We start from the raw sequence: 12,176 nt of genomic DNA on the forward strand, positions 1-12,176 counted from the left end.
GAAGGGCAGGGCGCCGGTCGACGCCTCGCATTGAGAGGCCTGAGGAATCGAGCTCTATCTTGCCCGAGGAAAAAACGACACCCTCTGTGTGATCCAGGTCCGCGACCAGGAGTGGGAACAGACGGGTTGCGGCGCCGGACTCGGAGTAGGTATCGAACTCGAAAGCGGCACCCGCATCGAGGCGGGGACCTTCAAGTTCCCCGAGCAACAAGTCGGCGGCGGAGTGCGCGGACAACTCAGCGAGAGCGCCACGGTGATCACCTATTCGTAGGAGATCACCGAATCACACGTTCTTTCTTCGCATGCACTATCCGGGTAGGAAGCGTCCGCTTGACGGTCGTTGAGCGGGCCGCTTCCGCGCGAACCCAGTCGTTCGCCTACTCACTGGTCCGCACTTTCAGAAGGCGGCCCCTGCGCATGGCGCGCCGGCTGGCCGTATGCGGCCCCTGACGGGCGGGTTGGGGTTACCGCGCCTACGGATGCGCCCCGGGTTGGCCGTTCGGCCTTCCGCGGTCAGGGCAGTGCGACGAACGATGCCAGGAAGTCTCGGGCTGACTGAGTGTCGAGCCGGTACGTCTGGTTGGTCGCACGACACCAGCGGTCGGTGCGCACGGTGGTTGAGACTACGAGGTTGCTGTCGACGCCGCCGAGGAAGTGAGGCCCTCCCGAGTCGCCGGCACAGATGCCGCCGTCGCCGGTTGACGGGTTCTGCGACAGCTCGAGTGCGTTCGGCCTTAGCGACTGGAAGCTCTGCAGTGCGTAGCGGCGTACACCGTCGCGCCCCTCGTTTGTGTTCGGCCCGCCGGTCTTGTCCGTGCGTACGGAGCCGTAGCCGACCGTGGTGAACGTCTGGCTGCGGAGCTGTCCGCTTGCCTTCAGCTCGTCGAGGAGGCCGGCCGTGGGCAGCTCGGCTGGGGTGATGCCAGGTGAGCTGTCAAGCAGTATGACGGCGATGTCGTGGGTGTCGGCCTGACCCCCCGAACCCCAGAGGGGGTGCTTTATCGCGGTTCCTCTGATGAGGCCGGTGGGCGCGGACGCGTCCTCGTCATACATCGTGGCGAACGAGACCCAATACGGCTGCCCGACCCGTTCGAGGACATCGACGCAGTGAGCCACGGTCAGGAACACGTTTGCGGAGATCAGGGTCCCGGAACAGGTGATGTCGGGTCCCGGGCTGGCAGCATTCCGGTCTATCACGACGACGCCGACGTTCGGATGCAGTTCGCCGTCGGGGTCGCCGAAGGTGATCGCTGATGCCGGGACAGCGCTCGCGCACACGAGTGCCAAGGCGATTATCGTGATGAATAGTCGACGCATGATGGAGTCTCCTTGGCTTACCGGTGGTTGCCGCGGTCCGATGTGCACCATTAGACACCCGCGTTTTGCTCGAATCCATGGGGGTCCTCGCGGTACCTCTGCGGACAGTGATCACGCAATCCGTGACATTCGTTCCGTAGAGCGTTCTGGCCGGTTGCTCGCAATCGAGCTCGGGCAGCCGACACACGTTGTACGACAGCGTCGAATCGCTCGCGGCTGACAGTTCGACGATTGTCGTGGGCACCGTGTCGGCGCAGTCGACGGAGGGCGATGCGACCATCTCATCCGTGAAGGTCACCAATGCGCCGACGAACCCGCAACTCGGCGCAAACCTCGCCGACCCGGCCGGCGGCCCCGCAGCCGCTTCGCTGGAGGAGGGGCGACAGGAACTCTCGCCGACGCTCGAGCTCGGCGAGGAGTACTTCCTCTTCTTGACGCCGACGATGCTGCCTGGGGAAGCCGCCACGCAGTACTTCGTTACCGGAGCAGTCGCAGGTCTCTACCTCCGGCACGACGACGAGTTCCGGCGCGTCGTGCCCGACAGCGGCGATACCCTTCCTGACACAATCACTGCCACTGGGGCCGCGAGCGGATAGCGGTGGGTCATCGTGCTGGTCTCGGGCGCAGACGGAGTCTGTCGGAGTGACCTAACTAGGTCGGACCTCCTCCGGTCGATGTCGCCGACCGGCCAGTCGATGCTTCAAGCCGGAAGATCAGGAGGGGCCCGACTGACGGCACCACCGCGGCGCGCGGGTCCCGCATGGACGCGTGGCGCTCAACGACCCGAGTTCTCCGACTTCACGAAGCGGCGGAGGGCGTCGACTTTGGGAAGATTCACCCAGTACTGCGAGCCGCCGTCTGCGTCCGCGGCGCCAGCCACGAGGAAGGCGGAGGGGGCGAGCTGGTCTAGCAGAGGTGCCAGGAGTTGCGCCCGAGCCGCCGAGACGTAGCCGAGTTTCCGTCCCTGCCTACCAATGACGGCGATCGCCGCGGAGTCGTGCTCATTGCCGGGCTCCCTGACGAGAAACAATTCAGGGGAGATGAGCTTGCTGCGCTCGTCGTAGGCAACATAGTTTGCGACGCCTTGCACTCTCATGCGGGTTGATTCCAGCCCCCGAAGGTCGAGGGAGCTGCCGATCTTGGCAGTTTGCGGGCGCTGGCCTGGCGGCTTAGCTGTGCGCGTTGAACCGGTGATGCGGGGCTCGTACGCTTCGCTGGGCCTCGCGGGGCGCGCGCTGCCCGCGCTCCGGCGGGCGTCCGGCGGAGTGGAGGCGGCGAGTCCGAGGGCGGTTCCACCCGCCTCCAGAACCGAGCGCCAGACTTGCCTGGCTTCCTTGGCGCGCCGCATCGTTCCGGGCATGTCGAGCAACGACTTGACACCCCTCACGATGGACACAGGATCCAGGTCCCCCATGACGCGGTCCATATTGAGGTCGTTGAGCGCAGCCTGCCCCTCGCCCCGGTCTCCTTGGAACACAACGATGCGACGCTTGCCCGCGAAGTCGACCCTCATGGCCTGAGCTGCGAGTGACTGGCTTCCGAAAAGCGGCGGCGCGTCGCCGAGACAGGCGACGTCGGATAGGGGGACGGCCCAGGTATCCCTGTCGCCGTCCTCCACGAAGACGACGGACAACTGCCCATCGTCGCCCACGAGCGCCAGCTCGCCCACGATCTGCAAGAGCCGAATGCCCCACATTGCGCTCTGTCGGTCCTTAAAGAGTTCGACACGACTGGACAACAGAAGTTCGTGACCACTCATTTGCGCTCACCCCCTTACGACTCGCTTCATGTGGGAGAGCGATACAAACCGTTGGAGATACGTCACGGCCAGCCGGTCCGTTCCGGCTCGCTATCGGCTGCTCACCGCCCTCAAACCGGTCCTTCAACGGGACAGGACTGGTTCGGTGGTGAACAGGGGCGAGCGTCAGCGCGATTCGCGTCAGCCACTGATGCCATGGCGGGGCCAGAAGTCCGGACGTGGTTCGATCTGCTCGACGACGTCCACGTACAGGCCGTTGGGATCGAGCAGGCCGAAGCGTCGTTGCCCCCATGTGCGTCCAGCCAGGCGTCTTCACTCGCCATCGTGCTGGGAATCCGAATGCCCGCGAGCTGATTCCGCTTCAGCCGCCCCGACGCTGCCGCATTCGCCATCCAGATGAGGAGGATGCCCGCGCCAACCATCACGACGAACAAGACGGCCCTCGCTATCCACTCGTTCTCCACAGCTCCGACGCTATCTCGCTACCGATCAGCCGTGGATGCATAAGCCAGGTTGCGCGATTGGCTTGCGCCCCCAAGCCGGTCGTTGAGCGCGCCGGCCGTCACCGTGTAGCTGTCGGGATGCCACACCGGTGCGGCAGGATGACGAAGTGACCTCCTACGCGCGTCCGTCGATTGCCGCGCCGGAGTTTCGCGACTCAAACGGCGAGGTAATCGACTACGGACACCGATGGGACGGGTCGCCTCCGGAGAACACCTACTCGGTCGACACGCACCCGGAGCGGTTCGCACCGCTTCACGCTGTCGCCGATGCCCTTGTCGCGCACCTGCGTGACACCTACGACGTCGACATCAACGAGGGCGCGGAGGTGGCAGCGGATCTGCTGCACCCCAGCTATCACGACGTGGTGCGCGCCATCCGGATACGCCCGAATGATCCGGCGTGCGCGTCCCTGACACTGGTCTTCACCGCCTACCCCGGCATCTACATGCATGCGGGGCTGCTCAATGACTTCCACTATCCGGTCTGTGGTTGCGACGCCTGCGACTCGAACTGGGAGGGCGAAGCCGACGACCTCGAGCGACAAGTGCTCGCAGTCGTCGCTGGGCGCTACCGCGAGACCATTGAGCTCCGCGAACCCGACCCCTGGATCGGGTACGCATTCACGTACCCGGACGGCGCGCGCTCAGGCGGATCCCGCGAGCCAGGTATCTCACCCGAGCGTCTCAGAGCGGCGAAGTCGATCCTCGGGAGACTCTCCGCAGAGTGGTCACCGTGGCCACGAGTCGATCCATCCTCTTGATCAACACGACCTAGGACGCGTCTGACAAAGAGCTGACCCTCCGCCACCGTCCGTAAGCCGGTCCCTCATCGGTCATGCCCGGCGATCGGCCTCGACCGGGCGCGGCCTACAGCCAGCGTGCGAGGCTCTCGCCATGAGGCGGCTGCTGGTCACGGTTGGGATGGGGACGATCGCCGTTGCCCTCGTCGCCTGTTCACACTTCGAGCCCACCCAGCGGGCCAACGGGGTCACTGTGATGGCGGCCGCGAGCGAGTCAACCGCAGGCATGGCTCCCCTGATCGTCGGAACGCTGACGATCACCGATACCGGATGCTTCGCCGTCACCGACGGTGAGACGACGTCTCCGCTGCAGTTCCCCTACGGGACTCGACTCAGCACAAACGGCGGGACCGTGACCGTGCCGGGACTGCCGCCACTGCGGCGCCGCTCGGTTCATGACTGCGCGAATTCCAGTGAGTCGACTATCGGCGGAAGTTGCGCCCGGAAGTGGTCGGCGGTGCGCTGTTTAAGCGATCGAACGAATCCGGAGAGAAGCGCGGCCGATCGGCGGCGAGGGGGACCGTCACGCATCGATCAAGATCCTCACCCGCCCGTACATTGAGGTTGTTTACTCCGTCGGCGCGAGGGACGGCCACAACGTGGCGACGATGTCTTCTGTGTAACCCTCCGGCGCGAAGTTGGTCCAGTGCGTGGCGACCCAGCCGTTATCCCGGAAGTAGTGCGTCTCTCCCACGGTTGCGTAGAGTTCCCCGTCGACGAAGAGATCTTCCCAGGTGCGGCAGATCGTACCCTCGGCGTGCGGCTTGCATGTCATCCCGGACTCGACGGCGGCCTGCTCGACTGATGCCGCTTGAGCCGCATCTACGATGGTGACGTTGGTCGAGAGTCCGTACTCGGAGGGCCCGCCCCACGTGCACCGGAGGCTCGGGGCCACATCGAGCACCTCCCGGCCGGCCGCCAGCTCCGTGGACGGCGTGGTGTGCCCGGGATCGTTGAGCGGAGGCGCCGTGGCTGTCAGATGGGCGAACATCGCGTCGGAGTAGATGTCCTCGCACGCTCCCGGAAGCACCAGCGCGGTCGCCTCATCCTCAGAAAGGGGGGCCGGCGAGGAGAGGGCCGCGCTCGACGGAGGAGGGCTGGATGTGGTCGGCGGGGTGCTGACGGAAGCCCCGGGCGGCGGCGTCGCGCAGGCGGCGAGCGCCGCGACGACGAGCGCCACGCCTGCGAAGGCGGACGCGGTGCGAACCGCGTGCCGGTCGATGGTTGCCACGGATCCTCCAGAAGCTCGAGGGAGGTCCGCGTAGGCCTCGAAGGCGCTCGCTTGCGCGGCGTCCGCGCCGACCCGGCTGGCGGGGGACGCCCCGACTACCTTCCCGTGTCTCTCGAATGGTCCGGCGAAGGCGGACGGGATGTCGATCGACCGTCTGATGATTTCGTTGTTTGCGCTCATGTTAAGTAGTGTCCGGATCGGGCCGATACGTTCACGATGCATCGTGCCACCGACTGCGGACGCCCACGAGGGTCCATCACGAGACGCATGCGATCGTGGGCTGTGACCCCATGGCCACCCCCGACTTCGCCTCGAGCTCCGCCGTCACGTCGACACCGCTCCGTCCCCCTGGCGGGCGTCACGCCGTCCGGGCTCGGTCGTCTCATGGCGCGGCAGCCCGCAAGCGGATCCTCTTGCGGGCTTTGCACGAAAGCGGAGCCGCTGGCGCGCGATCGGCGGGATCATTGTCCGCGATCGGCTGACCTTTGGGACCGGAAACCAACGCTCAACGATGGATCCGCTTACGCGCTGTGAACGAAAGAGGAGCGTCCGCCGCGTGTCTGCCTGCCGGCGATCTCGAGTTGATGAAGCATCCCACGGGCGCACGTTCGCAGCCGGCCAAGCGCGCGAGCCTGATGAGGGACTCCCTGGTGCACGCAACGTCGTGGGTCGGACCCACACTTGCCCACTTCGGCCAACGAATTCGACACGAGTGCGGCGCTGGTTGTGAAACGCCCCCAGACCGGCAGGGAGCGACATCCTTCACTCGAACCCGGCCGCGGACTAGCGTGGATTCGTGTCCGCTCCTGCGACTGACGCCCGCACTGCTCACGCCGTCGGCGTGCGGCGGCTGCTCGAGAGCTATCGGGCGCTGCCGACGGGTGCGCAGGTCCGGCTCGCCAAGCGCACCTCGAACCTGTTCCGCACACGTTCGAGGACGGCTGCCCGAGGCCTCGACCCGTCAGGGCTGACCGGCGTCATCCACGTCGATCCCGCGAGGCGGACGGCAGACGTGGCGGGCATGTGCACCTACGAGGATCTTGTGGCCACGACGCTGCGTCACGGGCTGGCACCCCTTGTGGTGCCGCAACTGAAGACGATCACGCTCGGTGGTGCGGTGACCGGCCTCGGCATCGAGTCGACGTCGTTCCGCAATGGGCTACCGCACGAATCGGTGCTCGAAATGGACATCCTCACGGGCGCAGGGGAGGTGGTCACCGCATCGCCCGGCGAGCACGCCGACCTGTATCATGCTTTCCCCAATTCATACGGCACTCTCGGCTACGCGGTCCGACTGCGGATCGAGCTCGAGACCGTCGAACCGTTCGTGGCGCTCACGCACCTGCGCTTTCATGCGATCGAAGATCTGATCGCAGCGATGGACCGCATCGTCACGACGCATCGGCTGGACGACCTGCCTGTGGACTACCTCGACGGCGTCGTGTTCAGCGCCGACGAAAGCTACTTGTGCGTCGGCACCCAGACGTCTGCGCCGGGCCCGGTCGGCGACTACACCGGCCGACGGATCTACTACCGGTCAATCCAGCACGGCAACCTCGCGAAGGCGGACCGACTCACCATCCACGACTACCTGTGGCGATGGGACACCGACTGGTTCTGGTGCTCGGTGGCGTTCGGGGCGCAGCATCCTCTCGTCCGTCGCTTGTGGCCGCGACGCCACTTGCGCAGCGCCGCGTACGGCAGGCTCATGAGGGTGGAACGCCGATTCGATATCGGCGATCGCCTCGAGAAGCTGCACGGCCGCCCCGCACGTGAGCGTGTGATCCAGGACATAGAGGTGCCGATCGCACGGTGCGTGGAGTTCGTCGAATGGTTCCTCGGGAACGTGCCGATCGCGCCGATGTGGCTCTGTCCCCTGCGATTGCGCGGTGGTGACGCCTGGCCGCTGTACCCGCTGCATCCACGCGAGACGTACGTCAACGTCGGATTCTGGTCGACCGTGCCGATTGGGGCGACAGAAGGCGAGACGAACCGGCTCATCGAGCGCAAAGTGAGCGAGCTGGACGGGCACAAGTCGCTGTACTCCGATGCCTACTACACGCGAGACGATTTCGACAGGCTCTACGGCGGGGCCGAGTATCGGTCGGTGAAGACGCGGTACGACCCCGACGCGCGGCTGCTGGAGCTCTACCAGAAGGCTGTGCAACGACGATGACCACACCTAAGGACAGGACGGATGCCGCGGCTCGTGACGACGCCGCAAACACGGCCGAGGCGGGGTCCGGAAAGCTCACCCTGGCGGAGGTGCTCGAGATCTTCGCCGGAGGTCGGCTGCCGTTGCGTTTCACCGCGTACGACGGCAGTTCGGCCGGGCCCGAGAACGCGCCCTTCGGACTGGATCTGAAGACGCCCCGCGGCACGACCTACCTCGTCACCGGGTTCGGAGATCTTGGGCTCGCTCGCGCGTACATCACCGGCGATCTGGGCATCGAGGGGGTGCACCCGGGCGACCCGTACGAGCTGCTCAAAGCGCTCACCGCGAGCCTCGAGTTCACGCGGCCTCCGGCGCGGCTCATGGCCCAGATCGTGCGCTCGATCGGCTTCGAACATCTGCGCCCGATTGCACCGCCCCCGCAGGAGGTGCCCCCACGCTGGCGGCGGGTCGCGGGAGGCCTGCGGCACAGCAAGACCCGCGATGCCGAGGCCATCCACCATCACTACGACGTCTCGAACACCTTCTACGAATGGGTGCTCGGCTCGTCGATGACCTACACCTGTGCGTGCTATCCGCGCCTCGACGCCTCGCTCGAGGAGGCGCAGGAGAACAAGTACCGGCTCGTGTTCGAGAAACTGCGGCTGAAGCCCGGCGACCGGCTGCTGGATGTCGGATGCGGGTGGGGAGGCATGGCGCGCTATGCCGCACGCCGGGGCGTCCAAGCCGTCGGCGTGACGCTGTCGCGCGAGCAGACCTCGTGGGCGCAACGCGCGATCGCCGAAGAGGGACTCGCAGAGCGTGCCGAGGTGCGCTATGGCGACTACCGCGACATTGCCGAGACGGGGTTCGACGCAGTTTCGTCGATCGGGCTGCTCGAGCACATCGGGGTGCGCAACTACGCGTCGTACTTCCGCTTCCTGCGCTCGCGGCTACGGCCGGGAGGCCTGCTGCTCAACCACTGCATCACCCGCTGCGACAACAAGGCCGAGCCGGCCGCGCAGGGTTTCATCGACCGCTACGTCTTTCCGGACGGCGAGTTGACCGGTTCCGGTCGCATCATCACCGAGGCACAGGATGCCGGGCTCGAAGTGCTGCACGAGGAGAACCTGCGCCCTCACTACGCACTGACGCTCCGTGACTGGTGCGCCAATCTCGTCGAGCACTGGGACGAAGCAGTCGCCGAGATCGGACTGCCTGCCGCAAAGGTGTGGGGGCTTTACATGGCCGGATCACGGCTCGCCTTCGAATCTGGCGGGATCGAGCTGCACCACGTTCTGGCCGTCAACTCCCGGGGGAACAGCGACGATGCCGACCTTCCGCTGCGGCCGTGGTGGACGCCATACCGGCGCGCGGCCGGAGTCGCTGCGGTTCTCCCCTCCACTCCGCCACGCTCCGTGCGGCGATAATGCGACCCTGCTCTTCCCTCGCCCACCCTCCGAACATCCGGTACTCCACGATCACGGCCCGGAGCCCGACGGTCGCGCCTGTAGGCCTGGCGCGCCGTGAGCGGTGGGTTGTGCACGGGTGCACCCGCGTGCCTTTGAGGATCCGAATCGAGCGCTCGCTCGGATAGGGATCCCAACCGCGCAATCGACATTCAGCGCCAGTGCTGCGCTGAAGTGATCGCAGCGCTCCCCGACACGGACGGCACCAGCACGGCCCGAAGTTTCACAATGTGGGGGTGTCAGTCAAACGTCACATGTACCAGGGGGCTGTCGGTGATCCAGTCCTCAAACGGTGCAAATGCGGGTCGCGAGGCAGCCTCTGCGTAGAAGGCATCGATGCCTTCCAAGATCGCGCCGAGAACGGCCGAGCGTTGCTTCGGGACGGTGATGGGTGTCGCGGTGGCGGCGAGGTCTGCCTGCACGTCGTGCTTCAGATGGAATATGAAATCGGGGTTGGCGAGGAGGTTTGCGTACCACGACCGCGCTCCGGGCGTGCCAGTGAGGTAGACGTGTCCGCCGATGTTGTGAAACCGGATCTCGATGCGGCGGGGTAGGTCGGAGCGGGCGCCATAGGTGGTGATGTCGACCGTGCGCTGCTCGACGCTCGAGGTTTCGGTCAGCGAGAGGGCGGTGGTGATCGCAGCATCCATACGTCGTTTCTATGGTGCGGTCCTCGCGCAAAAAAACTGCCTGGACTCGTAGCGTTACGTTGAATGCAACCGACTCGATGTGAGGGACGGGACAATCGCCGTCATGCCTCAGCCCAGTTCGGAGGAAGTCCTGAGCGTGCTCGACGTGCTCGCGTGTTACGGCCACCTGGTCGACGCGCAAGCTTGGAGTCGGCTCGACGAAGTGTTCGCTCATCACGCTGTTTTGGATGCGCAGTCCACGTGGCGACCGGCCTAGAAGAGATCGCCGCGTACCTTGATTCGTTCGGCGCGTCGCGTACCCATCTTTCGATGAACACCATCGTGCGCGCCGACGAGCGCGGGCTGCGGGCGCTGTCGAAGTTCCTGGGTCATTCTGCCCGACAACGCGATGGTCACCGGCGACTACGTCGACCGCTTCGCGCTGACAGACACGGGTCGGCCGTTGCTCGCACACCGGCAGATCAACTTGCGCAACCGGCAGGATCGAACCCCTGACGGCGAACTGTGGAGGGTGGAGTCGCTGGACCGCTGGTGACCGTCGGTGACGGCGCTCGGGCCACGAGGTGAGGCGCCCACCGCCACGAGGCCTTTCAGCGACTTTCTTCAACATGGGCCCGAAATACGGTGTCCCGGAGCAATTGCCGCAGCCGGGAGCCTCACGCCCCTTCTGGCCGGACAGGCGGATCGCCGGCGGCCACAGAGACCCCGCTGCGGGCGGGAGCCCGCAGCACTCGAGGGGCGGCGTTCAGGACTGCTCGGCGCGGCTCCCGAAGCGACGGTGGCCGAGATCCGCAAACACGTGCGCACGCAGCCAGTCCTCGTCGTACTCGGCGCCGGTGTAGTCGCGGGCGTAGTCGGCGGAGAACACGACGAAGACATCGTCGGGTCCGCTCCGAGCGGCGAGTTGAAGCGCCACCTTCACGCTCAGCACGGAGCTCGGGCCCAGCAGCGGGCCCTCGGTGCGCGCCAGCTCGAACCCGAAGTCGATGACCTCGCTCTTGGCCCTCGCTTCGAGACGGTCGATTGCGTGGAGGTCGATGTTGTCGGGCCAGTCCGGCTTCAGATCCTCGTAGCCGGGCAGCCGGTGGAAGTGCCTGCTCAGAGCCGCGTCCGCCCAGGGCTTCTGCGGGAGGTCAAACGTCGTGCCGATCACCTGGATGTCGGCGTTCTGTTCGTGCAGGGACCGTCCCGTGCCGCTCACGGTTCCGCCTGTGGCGATCGCGGCGAGGAAGTGCGTGACTCGTCCTTGCGGGCCACACGCGGCGGGCGACGGGCGCTTTACAGCTGCATTACGCCCTCGCCGATGACGAGTCCGCTTCCCGAGAGGTCCACGTGTTCACTGTCGACGCTGACCGTCAGGAGACTCGGCCTTCCCATGGCATGTCCCTGGAGGATCAGAACACTTCCGTCCGCAGCATAACTGTTGCGGATGAGGAGGGCCGCTAGCGGCCCGGCCGCCGTACCTGTCGCCGGATCCTCGACGATCCCCACTGTCGGATTGAAGAAGCGCGCGTACGCGTCAGCATGGTCCTCGCCGCCCTCCGTGGTGAAGAGATAGCACCCCTCTGCGCCGACGTCCGCGAGCAGCGCCCTGAGGCGGGCTGCGTCCGGAGCGGCACGATCGACGTCTTGCCGACTCTTGACCGCGAGGAGAAGATGTTCCGCTCCAGTTGAGACGACTTCACCAGGCTGATCCGACAGGGAGATGGCATGCAGTCCGAGTGCGGCCGCGAACTCGGCAGTGCGATCGATCGTGTGAAGGAAGCGCGGTGCTGCCTGCCGCATGGTCACCCGGGGTCGGCCTGCGCCGGGGCGTTCGATCCAGACCGGCAACACGTCCTCGCCGATCTGCTGCGCGAACTGCTGCCGCTCAGCGGCGAGAGCTCCGGAGCCCGCGAGCCATATCCAGGCGCCCATCGCGTTGTGACCGGCGCCGAGAACCTCGACGCCGGCTGCGGTGAACGAGCGCAGGCGATAGTCGGCGCCGGCCGCGGACGGCGCCACAAGGAACGTCGTCTCGGACTGGTTGAACTCCCGCGCGATCGACCGCATCTCCTCGTCGGTGAGCGCGTCAGCGTCGACGACCAGCGACAGCGGGTTCCCGGTCAGCGGCACGTCGGCGAAGACGTCCACCCAGTAGAAGCGCACGGCAGGCACGAAACGCAGCCTACTTCCGGTCGTCCGCAGAGCGCTCGGACTCCACTCGGTGAAGAGTCATCGGAGGTCATGCACGGCAACGATCGATATCGGCGAAGCGGGCGGACGCTGCGTGACGGGATGTGACGCCTATGGCGA

The 12,176-nt window shown here is 66.1% G+C and carries 10 protein-coding genes and 1 pseudogene; 5 read left to right on the plus strand and 6 right to left on the minus strand.

Annotation, left to right across the window (positions count from 1 at the left end):
* The first annotated feature begins 88 nt into the window (after positions 1 to 88).
* Entirely contained in the window at positions 89 to 271 is a 183-nt protein-coding gene (locus B1729_RS05180; RefSeq protein ID WP_163631072.1) for a hypothetical protein, read from the plus strand.
* A 242-nt stretch (positions 272 to 513) separates the two neighbouring features.
* On the opposite strand, the gene B1729_RS05185 is transcribed toward B1729_RS05180, so the two are convergent.
* A complete protein-coding gene (locus B1729_RS05185; protein WP_163631074.1) occupies positions 514 to 1,317 on the minus strand; it encodes a trypsin-like serine protease in 804 nt (267 codons plus the stop codon).
* A gap of 188 nt (positions 1,318 to 1,505) precedes the next feature.
* Here B1729_RS05185 and B1729_RS05190 point away from each other — a divergent pair, with 188 nt between their 5' ends.
* Complete coding sequence (locus tag B1729_RS05190) at positions 1,506 to 1,913, plus strand: hypothetical protein (RefSeq protein WP_163631076.1); 408 nt, start codon at positions 1,506 to 1,508, stop codon at positions 1,911 to 1,913.
* A 179-nt stretch (positions 1,914 to 2,092) separates the two neighbouring features.
* Here the strand turns inward: B1729_RS05190 and B1729_RS05195 are convergent, their stop codons facing one another.
* Positions 2,093 to 3,076, minus strand: coding sequence for an HIRAN domain-containing protein (locus B1729_RS05195; protein WP_163631078.1), 984 nt, complete (start codon positions 3,074 to 3,076; stop codon positions 2,093 to 2,095).
* Between the two features lie 592 nt (positions 3,077 to 3,668).
* On the opposite strand from B1729_RS05195, the gene B1729_RS05200 reads away from it, so the two are divergent.
* Entirely contained in the window at positions 3,669 to 4,340 is a 672-nt protein-coding gene (locus B1729_RS05200; protein ID WP_163631080.1) for a DUF6226 family protein, read from the plus strand.
* Positions 4,341 to 4,947: 607 nt separating this feature from the next.
* Here B1729_RS05200 and B1729_RS05205 read toward each other — a convergent pair.
* Entirely contained in the window at positions 4,948 to 5,610 is a 663-nt protein-coding gene (locus tag B1729_RS05205) for a hypothetical protein (protein ID WP_163631082.1), read from the minus strand.
* Positions 5,611 to 6,406: 796 nt separating this feature from the next.
* On the opposite strand from B1729_RS05205, the gene B1729_RS05210 reads away from it, so the two are divergent.
* On the plus strand, positions 6,407 to 7,786 hold the full coding sequence (locus tag B1729_RS05210; protein WP_163631084.1) for an FAD-binding oxidoreductase: 1,380 nt from the start codon (positions 6,407 to 6,409) through the stop codon (positions 7,784 to 7,786).
* On the plus strand, positions 7,783 to 9,192 hold the full coding sequence (locus B1729_RS05215) for a class I SAM-dependent methyltransferase (RefSeq protein ID WP_163631086.1): 1,410 nt from the start codon (positions 7,783 to 7,785) through the stop codon (positions 9,190 to 9,192). Before B1729_RS05210 ends, B1729_RS05215 begins: the two co-directional genes overlap by 4 nt.
* A gap of 278 nt (positions 9,193 to 9,470) precedes the next feature.
* Here the strand turns inward: B1729_RS05215 and B1729_RS05220 are convergent, their stop codons facing one another.
* The 3 genes and pseudogenes from B1729_RS05220 to B1729_RS05235 all read right to left on the minus strand — a co-directional run bounded on the left by B1729_RS05220 (position 9,471) and on the right by B1729_RS05235 (position 12,038).
* Complete coding sequence (locus B1729_RS05220; RefSeq protein ID WP_163631088.1) at positions 9,471 to 9,881, minus strand: nitroreductase/quinone reductase family protein; 411 nt, start codon at positions 9,879 to 9,881, stop codon at positions 9,471 to 9,473.
* A gap of 745 nt (positions 9,882 to 10,626) precedes the next feature.
* A pseudogene (locus tag B1729_RS05230) lies at positions 10,627 to 11,115 on the minus strand (pyridoxal-phosphate dependent enzyme); the annotation flags it as partial.
* Positions 11,116 to 11,159: 44 nt separating this feature from the next.
* A complete protein-coding gene (locus tag B1729_RS05235) occupies positions 11,160 to 12,038 on the minus strand; it encodes a PhzF family phenazine biosynthesis protein (protein WP_163631093.1) in 879 nt (292 codons plus the stop codon).
* Positions 12,039 to 12,176: the final 138 nt, after the last annotated feature.

Source organism: Microbacterium sp. B35-04 (assembly GCF_010634885.1).
Classification (GTDB): Bacteria; Actinomycetota; Actinomycetes; order Actinomycetales; family Microbacteriaceae; genus Microbacterium.